This window comes from Paenibacillus suaedae (genome assembly GCF_032337355.1).
GTDB lineage: Bacteria > Bacillota > Bacilli > Paenibacillales > Paenibacillaceae > Paenibacillus_B > Paenibacillus_B suaedae.
In genome coordinates, this window is record NZ_JAVYAA010000002.1 from 747308 (window position 1) to 764784 (window position 17477).

Consider the following 17477-nt stretch of genomic DNA (forward strand, 5'->3'; position numbering starts at 1 on the left):
GTCTGACTCCTTATGCTTCGTATTTCTTCAAGACAATTGTAGCGTTATGTCCGCCGAAGCCAAATGAGTTGGACATCGCTACTTGTACATCAGCTTTACGAGCTACGTTCGGAACGTAATCGAGGTCACATTCCGGATCCTGATTTTCCAGGTTGATCGTCGGTGGAATCATGCCATGCTGCAGTACCAAGCTGCAAATGACTGCCTCTACGCCGCCTGCTGCACCGAGAAGATGCCCTGTCATGGATTTCGTTGAATTCACTGCTGTCTTATAAGCATGGTCGCCTAGCGCTGACTTAATCGCTTTCGTCTCCGAACGATCTCCTACTGGAGTCGAGGTACCATGTGCGTTGATGTAATCAATCTGCTCTGGTGCCAATTCGCCATCCGCCAGCGCACGAGTCATGCACAATGCTGCTCCTGTCGGGTCAGGCTCTGTCATATGATGAGCGTCACCGCTCATCCCATAGCCAGCCACTTCCCCATAGATACGAGCGCCGCGTGCTAGAGCATGCTCCAGCGACTCCAGAACAAGTACGCCTGCTCCTTCGCCCATAACGAAACCGTCACGGTCTACATCGAATGGGCGGCTAGCGCGCTCTGGCTCATCGTTGCGAGTCGACATCGCACGCATCGCGCAGAAGCCTGCCATACCGATCGGACGGATCGTCGCTTCTGCTCCGCCACAGATCATTACATCCGCGTCGCCGCGCTGAATAATCTTGTATGCGTCGCCAATGGAATGCGTCCCCGTCGCACATGCGGATACAGCTGCTGTATTCGGTCCGCGAGCTCCAACAGTGATGGAGACTTGGCCAGATGCCATGTTCGCAATCATCATCGGAATGAAGAATGGACTAACGCGCTTAACGCCTTTCTCCATCAATATCGTATGCTGATCTTCCCATGTGCCAAGACCACCAATACCGGATCCGACGATAACGCCAACACGATCTGGATTCGTCTGTTCTCTTACGTCCAGCTTCGCGTCTTCCAAGGCGTTCTTACTTGCAGCTACTGCGAATTGAACAAATCGATCCATACGCCTTGTTTCTTTTTTATCCATGAAATCTTCTGGATTGAAATCCTTCACGGAAGCGGCAATTTGCGTCGGATAATCGGTAACATCAAACGCTTCTATGTGAGATACTCCAGACTTCCCTTCCAACAGGTTATTCCAGAATGTCTCAATATCCGAGCCGAGAGCGGTCACGACACCCATGCCGGTCACTACAACCCTGTGCTTCAATCAGAATCACCTCTACTTCTGCAGTTCAAGCTTCTATATGATGGAGAATGCGGCATAGCGCCGCATTCAGATATTGCAATAATGAGGAGAAGTCCCGTTAACGAAGAACGGGACTCAGTAACTTAGGTATGAGATTGTATGTAATTCACTACTTCTCCAACCGAAGTAATTTTCTCCGCGTCTTCATCAGAGATTTCCATATCAAACTCATCTTCCAATTCCATCACCAATTCCACAACATCGAGGGAATCAGCGCCAAGATCCTCCTTGAAAGATGCTTCAAGCGTTACTTCTGCCTCATCAACGCCAAGGCGTTCAACGATGATGCGCTTTACACGCTCCAACACTTCTGCTGACATCCGGTTCACCTCCTCTTTGGTATTATACGAAAAAACATTGTAAATTGCCATATCAAAACGGCTTGCTGGTAGAAACGACCTGATCTCTCACAGTCGTTTCCACTTATTAGGGAAAAGATGCTTTATTGCTGATCGCTCAACACTTATGCACACCCACCCATTATATCGCTTAACGTTCATGCTGCCATGAACGGAGAAGCCTCCTACATGTACATGCCGCCATCCACATGGATCGTCTGGCCTGTCATATATTCCGCATCATCAGATGCCAAGAAGCGAACTGCCTTCGCAATATGCTCTGGCTGACCTAGACGATTAAGCGGGATCTGACTAAGCAGCTGCCCCTTCATCTCTTCAGACAGTGCATCTGTCATATCTGTCTCAATAAAGCCTGGCGCCACACAGTTGACGGTAATGCCACGGGATGCAAGTTCGCGCGCAGACGCCTTAGTAAGGCCGATTACACCAGCTTTAGCTGCTACATAGTTGGCTTGACCCGGATTGCCAATTACACCTACGACGGACGAGATATTAATAATGCGGCCAGAGCGCTGTTTCATCATCGGGCGAGTCACTGCCTTTACGCAATTGAATACACCCTTCAAATTCGTCTCAATGACTTGATCAAACTCTTCTTCCTTCATCCGCATAATTAAATTATCTCTTGTAATTCCGGCATTATTCACCAATATGTCAATACGGCCAAATTGATCCAACGCTGTCTTTACAAGAAGATCCGCCTCTTCTGTCTTGCCCACATTTGCTTGAACGGTGATGGCTTTGCGTCCCATTGCCTCGATCGCAGCTGCAGTATCCTTAGCTGCCGCTTCGCTGCCTGCATAGTTCACAACAACATCTGCACCAGCCTCAGCCAGACTTAGCGCAATTGCTCGTCCTATTCCGCGAGAAGCGCCTGTGACAACCGCCACTCTGCCTTCAAAGCTCGACATGGTCATGTTCCTCCCTTATACTTGCCCGGGCGTATTCCGCAGCGGGTTACGCCCAGCATCACTAGAATGATAATTGCAGACATAAGATAGATAAAGGATATCCATTACATGAATACTGCTATTATTCTGCAAGATACGCTTCTATGGCTGCCAAGCTATTGATTGATACAATCTTCACCGAACGGTCTATCTTCTTAATCAGTCCAGCAAGAACGGAGCCTGAACCCAGCTCAATGAATGTATCAACGCCCTGCTCAATCATATAGCGCACACTGTCTTCCCACAATACTGGCGAGAACACTTGCTCTACGAGCAGATCGCGAAGTCGCTCGCCCGCTTCCTCTGGACGTGCAGATACATTGGCCACAACCGGTACAGAAGCATCTTGGAAGGCAACGGTCTTCAAGACTTCGCCCAGTCGTTCTGCTGCTGGCTTCATTAACAGCGAATGGAATGGCCCGCTAACCTCCAGTTGTTTTACACGTTTAGCGCCAGCCTCTTTCCCACGTTCGACAACCGCCGCTACACCCTCCGCTGTACCTGATACAACGATTTGGCCAGGACAGTTTACGTTCGCCATCTCTACTGAACCTGTTGTTCGGCTAATATCATCACAGAGCGCTCCCAACTGCTCGCGCTCTGCACCTAATACAGCCGCCATGGCACCTTGTCCATGCGGAACAGCCTGCTCCATGAATTGTCCGCGCTGCCGCACAATTCCGACTGCATCCTCGAAGGATAGAACCCCCGCTACAACAAGCGCACTATATTCACCCAAGCTGTGTCCTGCGACGAAGTCTGGACGAACACCAGACGCTTCAAACGCGCGATACAGTGCATAGCTCGTAACAAGAAGCGCTGGCTGCGTGTTTGCTGTCTGCTTCAAGTCTTCCTCCGGCCCATTGAATACGAGCTCCTTCAGAGGGAATCCAAGTACCTGCTCAGCTGTATCGAAAGCCTCCTGTGCAGCAGGAACGGCCTCATAGACGTCCTTGCCCATACCAACCGCTTGAGCACCTTGTCCAGGAAAAACGAATGCAATTTTACCCAAGATTGTCCACTCCTTAATTTATCCATGAATGAGTATAAATCAGAACTGTGCTTTCCTTAATCACGGAGAAGGACATCCCTCTACCAAACGATAACCGAAGCTCCCCATGTCAAGCCGCCGCCGAAGCCAACGAGCAGGATCGTGTCTCCCTCTTGAATGCGGCCTTGCTCTGCAGCCTCTGCAAGTGCAAGCGGGATGGAAGCTGCCGACGTATTCGCATAGTAAGGCAAATTAATAACGCATTTGTCCTCCGACAGGTTCAGCCGCTCCAGAGCTGCATGGATAATCCGTGTATTCGCCTGGTGTGGAACCATCAAGCTAATATCTTCCTTCTTCTTGCCTGCCTTCTCAATCGCTTCTTCTGCCGCATTCCCCATAATGCGAACAGCGAACTTGAATACTTCGCGACCGTTCATATAAAGATAATGGCGCTTGTTTTCAACCGTCTCCGCCGACGCAGGCATACGCGAACCACCGGCTTCAATTTTCAGAAGTTCACCGCCATTGCCGTCCGCGCCAAGCACGAAGGATTGGAATCCTCGGCCTTCCGGTACTGGACCAAGCACCGCTGCACCCGCACCATCTCCGAACAGGATGCAAGTATTGCGATCCGTGTAATCCGTAATGCGCGACAAGCATTCTGCACCGATTACAAGTGCGTACTTATATGTGCCCATTGCAATAAAGTTGCTTGCGTTAGCAAGTCCATATACAAATCCAGAGCATGCTGCTGACAAATCGAATGCTGCCGCCTTCGTCGCCCCAAGCCGCTTCTGAACAAGACAAGCTGTGGCCGGGAATGACATATCTGGCGTCACGGTAGCTACGACAATCAAGTCCAATTCTTCTGCTGAGATGCCTGCCGCTTGCAGTGCCTTCTCCGCTGCATAAAAAGCCAAGTCAGAGGTTGCCTCATGCTCTGCCGCGATCCGGCGCTCCTTAATTCCCGTTCGTGATACAATCCACTCATCGTTTGTATCGACCATTTTTTCCATGTCCGCATTAGTCAACACACGTTCGGGTACGTACTTACCTGTCCCAATGATTCCTACTGACCGTAAGCTCATCACGCATCACTCACTTCCCACTGTTAGTTCCGCCGACTCCCATAGAAATCGTCTCAATCAAATCATTTTGCAACGCTAAACGTGCTTGCCGAACCGCATTATGGACGGCTCGCGCATCTGAAGAGCCGTGCGCCTTAATTACAAGTCCATTCAAACCTAACAGCGGTGCTCCGCCATGTTCCTTGTAATCCATCGTCTTGCGCAAGCCCTTGAGTGCTGGCATCAACATCGCTGCCGCAAGCTTCGTATACCATGTACGCGTGAACTCCCGCTTCAACACGCCAAATAATGAGCTTGCCGTTCCTTCCAACGATTTCAACATGACATTGCCAGCAAATCCATCGCACACGAGTACGTCACAAGTACTCTCCAATACGTCTCTGGCTTCGACATTGCCTACGAATTGAATCGGCAGCTCCGCGAGCAGCGGATAGACCTGCTTCGTCAATTCATTGCCCTTCATCGCCTCTGTACCTACGTTCAGCAGTCCGACGCGCGGCTTCGCCATGCCATGTACCTTCTCGCGATAAATACTGCCCATCAAGGCATACTGCGCAAGATGCTCAGGCTTGGCATCCATGTTCGCACCCAAGTCCAGCGCTAGCACGCCTCTGCCATCCATCGTCGGGATCATTGGAGCCAGTGCAGGCCGCTCCACACCATTCATACGGCCTACAATGAGAAGCCCTGTCGTCATCAACGCTCCCGTATTGCCTGCCGATATCATGCAATCCGCTTCACCTTCACGAACCATACGTCCCGCAACAACCATCGAGGCTTCCTTCTTGCGACGAACTGCCTTAACCGGTTCGTCATCCGCTTCAATTGTATCTGGCGCATGAATGATGCGCACATTCGATGGGGAAGTGGTCATATACGGAGTGAGCTTTGCTTCGTCTCCCACAAGCAGCAGTTCAACATCCGACCATTCCTTCGCTGCCGCCAATGCACCTTCTACATTGCTCTTCGGCGCATGATCTCCACCCATCGCATCAATGGCGATTCTCATGCAGTTCTCCTCCTTCGCTGCTAATCACCGTTCCTGCCGAACGATAAATGACAAAGTTCCCTTGGAACACCATTTCTTCTCCCACATAACTAAACACTTCCACCTTCGCCTTGCTTCGCTCGCCTGAAATTGAGCGTACATACGCTTTCGCGATACACTTCTCTCCCAGCTTCACGGAACGAAGAAAGCGAATATCCGCTGATGACGTTAATGCAATCTCGTCATTAATGACCGCAACCGCAAGCGAGTTCGCTTGCGCGAACAGATGATGACCGCGTGCGATATGTGTTCTTGAGAAGACGTGTTCATCACGGATTTCAAATATCGATATCCCGCTGCGATCCAGCTGCAGGTCAACAATATCACCAATAACTTCATGTAGCGGCAAGGATCTTACTTGATCGTAGGATTGCTCTGCCATTAGCTTCAATCGTTCCCTTAATTCAGGAATCCCGAGCTCCATCCGGTCAAGCCGAATCGTCTGGATACTCACCTTCAACTTGCGGGTTAATTCCTGATCAGTCACGAATGGATTCTCTTCAATGATTGCGGCCAGCTGCTGCTGACGCTGTCTCTTAGGTAAACGCTCGATGTCCCGCACCACCTTTGCTCTTTGCCCAATATGCTAAAGGCTTGGCTTGCCGCATAAGCTGACTGTCCAACCCTTATGTATATCATAGATCATTTTCATCGATTTGAAAAAAGGTATTTAGAACCTGGTACTAAGAGTAGTATATATAAAAATGGGTCTAAAGGAAAGCACCAGTTTTTATATCCCCTCTTTTCCCCCTAATATTATCCAGGGTAAGAGAACAAAAAAAGTAGCACCCGTGAGATCACGAAGTACTACTTTTCCTGCATAGATATCCGATTATTGTTTGATAATCTCTCTAGCTTTGTATGTTCCGCACACTTTGCATACATGGTGCGCCAATTTCAACTCACCGCATTGTTCGCATTTTACCATGCCCGGCACGGACAATTTGAAGTGCGTACGGCGCTTGTCACGACGTGTTTTCGACGTTCTTCTTTGAGGTACTGCCATGTTTACACCTCCTTACCCAAGTTACGTGTTATTTCTACTGTCAGCTTTCTATTTCTTAAAGAAATCTTGTAACCCCGCCAGTCTCGGGTCGATTCGCTCAGTCGAGCATCCGCATGGATGTTCGTTGCGGTTCGTGCCGCAAGTCGGGCACAAACCCTTGCACGTCTCGTCGCATAGCGGCGCATACGGCAAGTTCATTAAGAGCGCCTCTTCCACGTAAGGCTTTAAGTCGACAAGGTCGTCCGCCACCGTAATGACGTCCTCCTCCTCTCCTTCAGCGGGAAGATCAGTAGAGTCCTTCAGCTTGAACTGCTCATCAAACGGAATAACGTACGTCTCGGTAAACGATGTTAAACAACGCGAGCATTGCAGTTCCATCTTAGCGGTCAGCTTGCCATGAGCTCGAGCGAACCCATCACCTTCCGCCTTTACCGACAGTTCGACATGAACCGGTTCAGAAATGGCAACATCAGAGCGCTCACGCGCTACCTCGTCGGCACGAAATGCCGTATCAATCTGCGTTTCCCCTCTACCAGCAACTATGTCTCGAAATCGAAATTCCATACTATCACTCCAAACAAACAAAATTAATTATAGCGATTAACGTCATGCTTTGTCAACCAAATTCGTTTGACAGTTTGCCAGAGCCGGAGCGCGATTCCCCTTCCTATGGAAAACCATTCAATCATGGTATGATTTGATTATCAATACCCGCGGATTGTCTGGGAAAGAGATCCGTCAATAAGCATTCAATGCATCTACTTTAGATACTATTGAGATACCATATTACCGCATTCAGCGCCTGAAAGGAAGAGACGTGAATGAGAACGCTCGGAATCGTCGTTGAATACAATCCGATGCATAACGGTCATGTATATCATCTCCAGCAATCGAAAAAAGTTTCAAATTGCGACGCAGTGGTCGCTGTCATGAGCGGACATTTCCTACAGCGTGGCGAACCAGCCTTGACCGATAAATGGTCGCGAACGGATATGGCACTTGCAAATGGCGTCGACCTTGTCCTCGAATTGCCTGTTGCCTATGCTGTTCAGCCTGCGGAATGGTTCGCCTACGGCGCTGTTGCCACCCTGCAAGCGACAGGCGTAGTTGACGCTCTCTGCTTCGGCAGCGAGCTTGGTGATGTTGAACCGTTCTTACGTGCAGCAGATATCCTCGTTAACGAGCCTTCGGGCTTCACAGATCAGCTGCAGGAGTATCTGAAGGCAGGTTTAACCTACCCTGCTGCTTATGCCGCAGCAGCGGGACAAGCAATGACGGCAAGCCGCACCAGCCCTTCTTCATCCGAGGCTGCAGACTGGATGGCGCAGCCCAACAATTCCCTTGGCCTGCACTATGTAATGGCGCTCCGCCGATTGAATAGCGCAATCAAACCGCACACGATTGCTCGCACACAGGCCGGCTACCATGATACGGAAGCACCAGAAGGCTCAATCGCGAGCGCAACCGCCATTAGACGATTATGGACGGAAGAAGGCACTCTCGAGACATGCGCACAATATTTGCCGCCAAGCACACTGCGTATTCTTGAGCAGGAGCATCGCTTCGGCAGAGCACCAATGAGCTGGGATTGTTATACGCGTGAGCTGATATATCGGCTACATCAGTTGTCCCCTGAATCCATTGCGCGTCATCTAGAGGTTACGGAAGGGCTCGAGTACCGGGTGAAACAGGCACTCGGCCAAATGACAGCACAACGCGTGGAATCCCTGCTTGAGCAGCTCAAGACGAAGCGCTATACCCGAACGAAGCTGCAGCGGATGCTCGCGCATATTTTGCTTCACCATGACAAATTCCATTTTGGATCCGATGGCTTGAAGAAAGGGCCCTGGTACATTAGAGTTCTTGGGTTCACGGACACAGGACGCGCCCTGCTGAAGCGAATGAAGCAAAGCGCAGAACTGCCGATTGTGTTAAGCGTGAATCGCGATAACTACAATCTCGGAGGTTATTGCGGCCTGGAAGCTGATATCCGAGCAACATCGCTGTATGCGAACGCCTTTGGGCGTTGGAATGCTCGTGATGCTTATCGGGACTATTACGAGTCACCTCGGCGACATCAATCAAACTGAGGGAAGAATAAGCACAAAAGATCGAGCATGGGAGCATCTCGCCCTCACCTCGATCTTTTGTCTATCTAGCCCTTATTTCATATTGAGAAGATATATCAGCCTGTATTCCCTCATATCTGCATCACGATAGTTGCCCACTCCATGATCAGACAAGCTGTGCTTCATGCTATTAAAGCTCGCCGCTACTTATTCCACGAGCCCTTCGCTTTACTCTATACGTTTACTGAGCAGCCTTCTGCTCGGCGCCAAACTTCTGAATTGCGTTCAGTGCATCGCCCACTGTACGTACCGATACCAGCTTCATTTTCGTATTCATCGTTTCGAGCTTCGCCTTCGCTTCCGCATAATTGCCTTCTGGAGCAAGGAACAGCGCCGCCTTCTCACGATCAGCAGCCACAACCTTAAATTGAATGCCACCAATCACGCCTACATTCCCGCCAGGTTCAATCGTTCCTGTTCCTGCTATCCGATAGCCTTCAGTTAAGTCCCCTGGGGTTAAGCGGTTTATCAGCTCCAAGGTAAACATAAGCCCAGCGGATGGACCGCCAATGTCACTGTCTTTGAAGGTTATGGTTTTTCCTTTATCCTCAGGTATAGCTTCCTTGCGTTGTCCGTACCGAAGACCAAAGCCAACTCGCTTCTCCTCTTTCTTATTCGGATCCGTCAGTTCCACCAATGTCGCCTTTACAAGTTTCTCTTTCTTGTCACGCTCAACCTTGACCTGCACCGTTTCTCCAGCTTTGCGGCCCTTCATAACTGCTTGTAATGCTTCGAAATCATTAACCGGCTTACCATCGACTTCGATGATCCGATCATTGGTCTCGAACTCATTGTGCGCAAGGTTCGGGTAGTTGTAAATAACATACACGCCTTCGGATTTCAATTGGTACGGGATCTTCAACTGGTTATAGGCAGCCAGTACCGCGCCTAGCTGGGAATCACTCATGTTGAACAATTGCTCAGTCACATATTCCTGTTCGCTTCTTCCTTGTAGGGAATCCGCCTTCTTCCCAAACTCGGCATGCGGGTCAAATGATTTCCATAATAGCAATGCAAGATTCGCATATGTGCGGCGCACCGTGGTAAGCATAAATGTCCCTTCTTCTGTGTCGTCTCCAGCTTGGACACTTACCATTGGCTTCACCTGCTCGGCACTGCCCGGCGTATATATCACATATGGTGTTGGCATATACACCATCACATACAAGAACAAGAGTGCTGCAAAGAACCATTTCCAACTGCCTAATCGCCAACGCTTCGAGCCTTGGCTGTCACGTACTGCTTCTTCTTCCATTATTGCATTCCCTCCTGCTGCTTCCGCTCGCCCCTGCTTCGTTGTACAAACTGGTCTAAAGCCTGTCTTTGGTACGTACATATGTGGAAGTACCCTACTTCCAATACTGTTGCAAGAGGTGAACATCATGTTTTCATTTCGAACGCCGCTTTCCCAACACCCGTTAACGACGCTGTTGATGGGAAGTATGGCAGTTCTTCTCGTTATTTGCATTGTATCGTATCCGGATCAAGCATTCCAAGCATCACTTCAAGGCTTGAAAATATGGTGGAACATTATATTCCCGGCATTGCTGCCGTTCTTAGTATTGTCTGAAATGCTCTATGCTTATGGATTCGTCCATGGACTTGGTTCCTTGTTGGACCCCCTGATGCGTTTGTTGTTCCGTCTGCCTGGAGTTGGCGGCTGGGCGTGGGCGGTCGGCTGGACGGCCGGCTATCCAGCAGGAGCTAAGGCTGTTGCCCAACTGCGCAATCAACAGGTTCTATCTCGTCAGGAAGCTGAGCGGCTGCTCTGTCTGTCCCATACGAGCAGTCCCCTTTTTATTATAGCAGTCGTAGGTGTTGGGTTTATGCAGAAGCCTGAGCTTGGGCTAATCATCGCAATTATTCACTGGGCTTCCTCTATCCTAACTACACTTCTAATGCGGTTCATTCACCGCATGCGCCCTGAGTCGCAACCATTACGCACATCTGCTTCACTATCGAAATCTCACCAGAAATTCTACCAACGGATCATTGGGCAGATGGAGGGCGCCCATCGTCAGGATGGCCGTCCCTTCGGCAGAATGCTGGGCGAGTCCGTTACTTCAGCTGTCCAAACCTTAATGATGGTTGGCGGCTATATGATGATATTCTCCGTTATCATTCAAGTGCTGCGCATCGCAATTCCGCAGGAGCTTGGCAAATATATCTTGAACGGATTGCTTGAAGTAAATTTAGCGGCGTATACGCTTGGTTCAGCAGCGTTCTCATCTCCTGTATTTCAAGCAGCGCTGCTCAGTTCCGTTATTGCCTGGAGCGGCATCAGTGCTCTTCTTCAAGTTCACAGCATTATGAAGACGACGGATCTACGCTTCGGCCATTTTATACTATCCCGTCTGCTTCATGCCTTATGTGCATTTCTGCTTACTTATATGCTATGGTCGCCACTTCATTCCCTGCTCCAATCATCAGATTCAGCAATGTCAGCATTATGTACGCTAGCAACCAACCCATCCAATGCCTATGATGCGCCTGTGATCGCGGATTCAAGCAGCCTGCTTCCGTTATTGACTTTCATTAGTCATTTGCCAATATGGGCTCAAGCTTCCATGCTCATTCCCGTAGCCTGTCTATTCCTATTCACTTTATTCATACTGGCACAAACCGTTGGACGGCTGTTCACCCGAGGCTAAACAAAAAAGTCCATATCGACCGTTGATTCATACTGGCGACATGGACCTGCTGCTTACTTCGTATCTTTGTATTTATCACGCAGTGCCAATTCTACTTCAGGTGCCACCAATTCGCTGACGTCACCATTGAATTTCGCAATTTCCTTGACCATGCTTGAGCTTAGATAGGAATATTTCGGATTCGTCATCATAAAGATCGTCTCCACTCGTGGGTTAAGCTTCTGATTCGTGGAAGCCATCTGCAGCTCATATTCGAAGTCTGTGACAGAGCGAATGCCGCGCACGATCACATGGCCCTGCTTCTGCTCCATATAATTGACCAGCAAATCACGGAAACTGTCAATTTCCACATTCGGGATATGCTGAGTAATCTGCCCAAGAAGTTCCTTCCGTTCCTCTACACTGAACGTCGGCTGCTTCGACAAATTGTTCAACACCGCTACGATGAGCTTATCAAATTGCTTAGCCGCTCGTTGTATAATATCAAGATGCCCAAGTGTAACCGGATCGAAGCTTCCCGGATACACCGCAATGCGCGGCTCATGCACTTGCTCTGTATGTTCCGTCATGACAATGGATCCTCCTTATGCCCTACAGCAGATTAAATTCTTCTGCACGTTTCATTTCCTCATATAGTTTAGAAGCTTATGCGTCCTGTTCAAGCTCAGCTTCCTTCTCTGTCTGTTCCTTGACCCGATATACCGTAATTCCAATTTCTCCGTACTCTGTTTTCTTCCATACGTAGAGAGGACCGATCTCTTCGGGATATTCATGCTTCGAGTCATGCTCAACGACAATCGTCGCATCCTCCGAGATTAACCCGTCATTCCACATGCCTTCTAGCAGTTCGTCCGCATCCTTCAATCGATATGGCGGATCAAGAAAAATAAGTTCAAATGAAATATCACGCTTCGTTAATGCCTTAATCGCCCGCTTGGCATCATTGCGGTATACTTCACTCTGCTCCGCGACCCCTGCCGCCTGAACGTTGTGCTTCACAACTTCGACAGCCCTGGGATCCTTGTCCACGAATATCGCTTGTTCCGCACCACGGCTTAGTGCCTCGATGCCAAGTCCACCTGTTCCTGCGAACAGATCCAGCACACAGCCGCCGTCAAAATACGGCCCGATCATGCTGAACAAGGCTTCCTTGACTTTATCTGTCGTCGGCCGCGTCCCCATGCCGGGTACCGGCTTCAACGAGCGACCTCTTGCTGTTCCTGAAATAACTCTCAATTCACTCCACCCATTCTTATGCGCCTCAGCGCAGCTTATCCGTATAATCATGATGGTATGTAACGGTAAACTTCTTGTATTTCGACGTTTATCGTATCACATTTTCTCCTAATTTGAAAAAGGAAAACGTGTCCTCATTCAGAGTTAGCTTCTTCATCGCACAATCCCTCTATAAAAAGAAAAGCTCCTTATCCGGAAATAGGGTTCCCGATAAGAAGCCTTATCTATCAACGTCAACTTATCGATGCAGCTTCTGCAGCAGTTCCTTCACACTAACAAGCATCTGCTTGCGCGCTTCATCGTCAATTGTCGTCACGGAGGCAAAGAACCGATGTACAAGCACTTTCATGCCGACAAATTCAAAAATGCCGCTATCAGTCGTCTTCTGCATGGCCTCATACATGCCGCTCTGCTCATATTGCTCATGTGTGTTGCCATGTGTGGACAAGAGCAGCGCCGACTTCCCTAACAGCAGCTTCTCTATGCCGTCTGCACCATATTTGTAGGCGAAGCCATATGAAAACACACGGTCGATGTACCCCTTCATAATGGCAGGCATACTTGCCCACCAGATTGGATAAATCATGATGATATGATCTGCCCACGTAATATGACCCTGCTCCTCCTCAATATCAGGAGGCAGCTCATGCTGTCCGAATAATTCGAAGTCTTTGGCCGACAGCACCGGATTGAACTCCATTTCATACAAGTTGCGAACCAATGCGGCATGTCCCTGATCCTCCAATTCAGCTTGTACCATTTCCATAATGGCATGATTGAAGCTGTTCGGATTGGGATGTGCGTATATAATCAGATGCCTCAACTCGATCTCCTCCTACATATATGACCATCACCCCTGCTTATACAGCTGGGCAAGTTCATTTTGGTTATAGGATGTGAGAAAGCGGCATCATTTATCGAGCCCTACAAATTTTTTTCGACATGTATATTTCTGCCCAATCGGGCAATCATTAAAGTATCGACATCATCGAATGTCGTAGACAACCGCGGAGAAGACTTACGTTTCCCCATAAGCTCTTCGTCCGGTTTCTCCTCTCCCATGAGGGTGTCCTAGCAATAGGGCACCCGTTTTAATTTACTCCAAACCCTTATACATAAGATTTCAAACGTTCTTTAGATGTTGTTTTATTCAGCGAGATTATCTTGGTGAGGACTTAATGGGGACTTAGCCAAAAACAGGATACTCTGTCCAAGCAATATCCAACTATGCTCTTAACCGTTCTAATTTCACTGAAGTGATGATACGGTTGCTAAAGCATTATATTGCCGGATGGATGAACTTTTCAAAGCACCATTTTAATTCTCATGCTTTACGTTCTTCAAAGCTGTTGGGAGTTTCTTAGCACCGAAAACGATCTTTGCTTTTTTCGCTTCCTTTTCAGCACTTTTCTCCAATTGTTTCATTAGAAACATTTCAATGTTCTTTTTCATCCTTGACACCTCCTTTCGGTAATAATGTTAAGGCTTGTACAAAGAAAACAATCGCTATAACACTAGATTGCAGGATTAAGTTACCACTTGCTATCAACATTGCTATGTACTTATACAGTATATCATTTTTTTGGACAGTAAGTTCCTCAAACCAATTTGGGGCTCGAAAATAATAGATACAAACGGATACCAAAGTCAAAACAACAGCAGTCGTTTTCGATAGGAGTATCATAGGCGTTATCACACAAAATAATGAGGATATGATCATACACGCAGTTAGTGAAGAAAAATGTGCCCCTCCAGAGAACCTTCTAATAGCAGCTAATGCCACTAATGCTAGTATAGATTCATATAGATGTCCGAAGATAGTCCCTAAAGTAACTGTAATCAAGATTACTCCATATTTATTTAATTTCATTGCAATTCCATATTCTAAAACCTCTACATCAACATCACTCTCAGGGTTGTTCTTCTTCAATTTTATTGCAATGTTTCTCGATATCGCTTCTAACACTTTCGTAATCTCCCCGATCCGAGTAATAGTAAGCAATGCCAAAGCTTGATAATGAAAGTATCATGAGCAATATGTAATTCTGAGACAGGATTATTAATAAAGTCAGGAATATCGTTACTGCCGATATCATTCCTGAAATAACAACAATTCGATGACTATACTCTGAATACTTAATTCTGAATGTATCATGAGGCGGCACGATGATGAATGAAAATCCTCTTCCCGTCATCCATAGGAATAAGGCAATGGCCGCACCAACAACAATAGAACATAATTGAATAGCGTTAACAGGGAATCCCGTATATGCAAATATTACTGATTTATCAGCTATCCCTATGGTGGCCAAACAGTAGTATACAATCATTTGGATCGATATGTATGCCGATAATCCTGATCCGATAATAAATGCTGCATAATGCAGCCTGTATTCCAATACGGAATAGTAAAACATTACAAATATGATATATTGCAAGGGCAAATCCAAAGCAGGTAAATTAATTACAGTCCTCATTAAAAATGAACATATTACTAATGCTACGGATAAAACAAGTATTTTATACTTGTACCTTAATAAAGGCTGCTTATATATCTTTAGGATCAAAGCATTAACAACTGCAGCATCGAGGGTACTAAATAATATGTAAGTTAAAGACTGACTCACTTTGCACCACCCTTTTAGAATAATATATGACTATTATACTATTTGATGTGGTAAAAGGAATTAAAAAGCCCTGGAAAAATCCGAAGTTTTACTTGCTTCATAGCACATGTAAGATAACCCTAATACTCACCCATTGCTTTCACCTTCATATAGGGTGCATGAATAACTCCATCCCTAATGCTTCGCACCACTAGTGCGTTTTCCTTATCCCATAGGTGTACACCACTGTTGCATACTGTATGTCTCATATATTAACTGATCTCCACATGATAAATTTTAACAAACTGCAAAGTTAGCGGAGTCCCCTCCACTGGCACCTCGTTCAACGTTAGTAGTCCCGTTTCTACCTTGTAAACATTAAGCGGCTGAAGCATGCCATTAAGAAATAGGTTCGTATAAGATACCGTCAACGGATTCAGAATGTCTGAGCTTCCATACTGAGGCTGTGCCTCGGCATTCGTATATTCATATTTCAACCCATCGCAAATTGCAACATATTGGAAAGTATCAACCTTAAGTATTCTGTCATTCTCTGGCGGAGGCGGCTGAGGGGGAAGAGCTGGGAAAATAGAAGCACAGCTCTGGGGCGGCATAATGGTGCTTGATGTTGCACTGCTTGCCGCGTAAGGATGTTCAATTTTAATAATCCATGGTTTGGCTGTTAGGCGAATTACACCATTACCGTCATTCATCACTCTATGTCACCCGTCCTCTTTATCTGTTGTCGTCCGGCCTTGGAACACTTTTTATTATGTTATTCAAGCACATCCCTTCTGCTCATGGCCATCTGTACATCCTCCTCTCCTAAATTTTGCAACACAAAATGGCTCCCCCTAGGCAAAAATCAATCTCCATAGAGGGAACCTGCACGCGACTCACATCATTCTCAAGATAGTATACTTACGTAATAACAAATTCAATCAAGATTGGAGTTGCACCATCAAGCGCGTCTCCTCCTGGAATCGTCACATTCGTTGTCGTGATCGTAGACGTATCTCCTGTTTGAAGCACGCCATTAATATACAGATTGTAGTACGCAAACGATGAAGGAAACGCTGTAGCAGCTGCACCTGTATCATTCGTGAAGCTAGTGGCTGCTACCGCAAACGCAGCACCAGTTCCAGTACCCGCAGATAACGTAGCCGCAAATCTTCTGCTCGCGAGAAAAGGTTTAATAATTGCCAATTGCTTGCACCTCCCATTACAAATCATCATTCAGGCTTATGTGGAACAACACCATAGCTCAAGAGACTGCGTAGAGCAATTCTCTCTTTATATTAAATGCGAGAAATCTATGAATGAAACGGTATTTAACAGCGTATACTTCCCTATTTGTAACCTATAGATCCTCACGAGACACCGGCCGGATGAGACATTTTTATATGCAAAGAGAGCTTCCTAGTATTTCACTAGCGGGAAGCTCTGTACCACCTTTTCTCAATCTATCTGACAGCATAACCTACAGCTCGTCCATACTGCAGTAAACGCTTGCTTCTTGTAAGCAAATGCTATTTCTTCTCCTCTTCCTGTTCATCGTCTTTCTTAGATTCTTTCTTCGGGATACCCTCTTCATTTCCGCCCTTATCCTTCAATACAAAGATCGCCTTTTTGATTACATTTGGGACTGGCACACCGAGTCGGCCTCCATTCTCAACAATCGACAGCACTTCATTAGCCATATAAAAATAGGTTGTCGCATCTCGAATCATCTCTTTGCTGTCAAACGCGATATCGATCTGATGAGCGAGTGCAATAATGAAGAAAACGAATACTTTGCGCGCTATCCCGATAAGACCGACCCGGCTTAGCAATTTCCCTTCCACAGCGGAAGCTAACATCCCTGTCACATAATCTAATATTACCATCGTTAACAGAACCTGAACTAACGCAGGCCATCCTCCAAATACAAACGAAAACGTCCCCCCAACAGCTGCAGCACCCGTTTTGAGTAGAAGATTGAATCGGTCCATGCTTGCCCTCCTCTGCAGTCGTATACACTTCGGCCTGTATCTAGCACTTTCAATGCCTCTGCTAGAGTATTGACGAAGCACTCGCAGACCCTGACTATATGTTATGCAGCATGCTCGTTGCCCGACAAAGGCAA

The 17477-nt window shown here is 47.4% G+C and carries 21 protein-coding genes; 2 read left to right on the forward strand and 19 right to left on the reverse strand.

The genetic code is table 11. The features are described from left to right. Nucleotides 1-10 precede the first annotated feature (10 nt). The 9 genes from fabF to RQP50_RS11170 all read right to left on the reverse strand — a co-directional run bounded on the left by fabF (nucleotide 11) and on the right by RQP50_RS11170 (nucleotide 7294). Nucleotides 11-1249: a beta-ketoacyl-ACP synthase II gene (gene fabF / locus RQP50_RS11130; protein WP_315745535.1), complete on the reverse strand. Its 1239-nt coding sequence runs from the start codon at nucleotides 1247-1249 to the stop codon at nucleotides 11-13. A 122-nt stretch (nucleotides 1250-1371) separates the two neighbouring features. Then, nucleotides 1372-1608: an acyl carrier protein gene (acpP, locus tag RQP50_RS11135; RefSeq protein WP_005551886.1), complete on the reverse strand. Its 237-nt coding sequence runs from the start codon at nucleotides 1606-1608 to the stop codon at nucleotides 1372-1374. A 203-nt stretch (nucleotides 1609-1811) separates the two neighbouring features. Then, on the reverse strand, nucleotides 1812-2558 hold the full coding sequence (gene fabG, locus RQP50_RS11140; protein ID WP_315745538.1) for a 3-oxoacyl-[acyl-carrier-protein] reductase: 747 nt from the start codon (nucleotides 2556-2558) through the stop codon (nucleotides 1812-1814). A 121-nt stretch (nucleotides 2559-2679) separates the two neighbouring features. Continuing rightward, nucleotides 2680-3609, reverse strand: a complete 930-nt coding sequence (gene fabD, locus RQP50_RS11145) for an ACP S-malonyltransferase (RefSeq protein ID WP_315745540.1) — start codon at nucleotides 3607-3609, stop codon at nucleotides 2680-2682. Nucleotides 3610-3689: 80 nt separating this feature from the next. After that, nucleotides 3690-4676, reverse strand: a complete 987-nt coding sequence (locus tag RQP50_RS11150) for a beta-ketoacyl-ACP synthase III (protein ID WP_268624568.1) — start codon at nucleotides 4674-4676, stop codon at nucleotides 3690-3692. 10 nt (nucleotides 4677-4686) lie between these two features. Next, on the reverse strand, nucleotides 4687-5685 hold the full coding sequence (plsX, locus tag RQP50_RS11155) for a phosphate acyltransferase PlsX (RefSeq protein ID WP_065290312.1): 999 nt from the start codon (nucleotides 5683-5685) through the stop codon (nucleotides 4687-4689). Next, nucleotides 5669-6289, reverse strand: a complete 621-nt coding sequence (gene fapR / locus RQP50_RS11160; protein ID WP_028531217.1) for a transcription factor FapR — start codon at nucleotides 6287-6289, stop codon at nucleotides 5669-5671. The genes plsX and fapR overlap by 17 nt, the downstream gene beginning before the upstream one ends. Nucleotides 6290-6556: 267 nt before the next feature. Next, on the reverse strand, nucleotides 6557-6730 hold the full coding sequence (rpmF, locus tag RQP50_RS11165; RefSeq protein WP_019424932.1) for a 50S ribosomal protein L32: 174 nt from the start codon (nucleotides 6728-6730) through the stop codon (nucleotides 6557-6559). 48 nt (nucleotides 6731-6778) lie between these two features. Next, on the reverse strand, nucleotides 6779-7294 hold the full coding sequence (locus tag RQP50_RS11170) for a YceD family protein (RefSeq protein WP_072728800.1): 516 nt from the start codon (nucleotides 7292-7294) through the stop codon (nucleotides 6779-6781). 257 nt (nucleotides 7295-7551) lie between these two features. Between RQP50_RS11170 and RQP50_RS11175 the strand changes: the two genes are divergently transcribed. After that, nucleotides 7552-8820, forward strand: a complete 1269-nt coding sequence (locus RQP50_RS11175) for a nucleotidyltransferase (protein ID WP_072728801.1) — start codon at nucleotides 7552-7554, stop codon at nucleotides 8818-8820. A gap of 220 nt (nucleotides 8821-9040) precedes the next feature. On the opposite strand, the gene RQP50_RS11180 is transcribed toward RQP50_RS11175, so the two are convergent. Further along, nucleotides 9041-10195, reverse strand: coding sequence for a YlbL family protein (locus RQP50_RS11180; RefSeq protein WP_251486805.1), 1155 nt, complete (start codon nucleotides 10193-10195; stop codon nucleotides 9041-9043). A 46-nt stretch (nucleotides 10196-10241) separates the two neighbouring features. On the opposite strand from RQP50_RS11180, the gene RQP50_RS11185 reads away from it, so the two are divergent. Further along, entirely contained in the window at nucleotides 10242-11510 is a 1269-nt protein-coding gene (locus tag RQP50_RS11185; RefSeq protein ID WP_072728803.1) for a nucleoside recognition domain-containing protein, read from the forward strand. 53 nt (nucleotides 11511-11563) lie between these two features. On the opposite strand, the gene coaD is transcribed toward RQP50_RS11185, so the two are convergent. From coaD to RQP50_RS11230, 9 genes are all read right to left on the reverse strand, one after another. Beyond that, the gene (gene coaD, locus RQP50_RS11190; RefSeq protein ID WP_021256607.1) at nucleotides 11564-12079 is read right to left on the reverse strand and encodes a pantetheine-phosphate adenylyltransferase; all 516 of its coding nucleotides are present in this window, start codon (nucleotides 12077-12079) and stop codon (nucleotides 11564-11566) included. A gap of 76 nt (nucleotides 12080-12155) precedes the next feature. Beyond that, nucleotides 12156-12746, reverse strand: a complete 591-nt coding sequence (gene rsmD, locus RQP50_RS11195; protein ID WP_072728804.1) for a 16S rRNA (guanine(966)-N(2))-methyltransferase RsmD — start codon at nucleotides 12744-12746, stop codon at nucleotides 12156-12158. A 238-nt stretch (nucleotides 12747-12984) separates the two neighbouring features. Then, nucleotides 12985-13569: an NAD(P)H-dependent oxidoreductase gene (locus RQP50_RS11200; protein WP_021256609.1), complete on the reverse strand. Its 585-nt coding sequence runs from the start codon at nucleotides 13567-13569 to the stop codon at nucleotides 12985-12987. Between the two features lie 494 nt (nucleotides 13570-14063). Continuing rightward, complete coding sequence (locus RQP50_RS11205) at nucleotides 14064-14198, reverse strand: hypothetical protein (protein ID WP_265332081.1); 135 nt, start codon at nucleotides 14196-14198, stop codon at nucleotides 14064-14066. Further along, nucleotides 14182-14712, reverse strand: a complete 531-nt coding sequence (locus RQP50_RS11210; protein WP_315745554.1) for an accessory gene regulator ArgB-like protein — start codon at nucleotides 14710-14712, stop codon at nucleotides 14182-14184. Before RQP50_RS11210 ends, RQP50_RS11205 begins: the two co-directional genes overlap by 17 nt. Next, on the reverse strand, nucleotides 14657-15373 hold the full coding sequence (locus RQP50_RS11215; RefSeq protein WP_315745556.1) for a hypothetical protein: 717 nt from the start codon (nucleotides 15371-15373) through the stop codon (nucleotides 14657-14659). Before RQP50_RS11215 ends, RQP50_RS11210 begins: the two co-directional genes overlap by 56 nt. Nucleotides 15374-15624: 251 nt before the next feature. Next, a complete protein-coding gene (locus tag RQP50_RS11220) occupies nucleotides 15625-16065 on the reverse strand; it encodes a DUF4183 domain-containing protein (protein WP_072728807.1) in 441 nt (146 codons plus the stop codon). A 208-nt stretch (nucleotides 16066-16273) separates the two neighbouring features. Next, entirely contained in the window at nucleotides 16274-16558 is a 285-nt protein-coding gene (locus RQP50_RS11225) for a DUF4183 domain-containing protein (protein WP_021262518.1), read from the reverse strand. A 323-nt stretch (nucleotides 16559-16881) separates the two neighbouring features. Beyond that, complete coding sequence (locus tag RQP50_RS11230) at nucleotides 16882-17343, reverse strand: phage holin family protein (protein ID WP_072728808.1); 462 nt, start codon at nucleotides 17341-17343, stop codon at nucleotides 16882-16884. Between the last annotated feature and the right edge of the window lie 134 nt (nucleotides 17344-17477).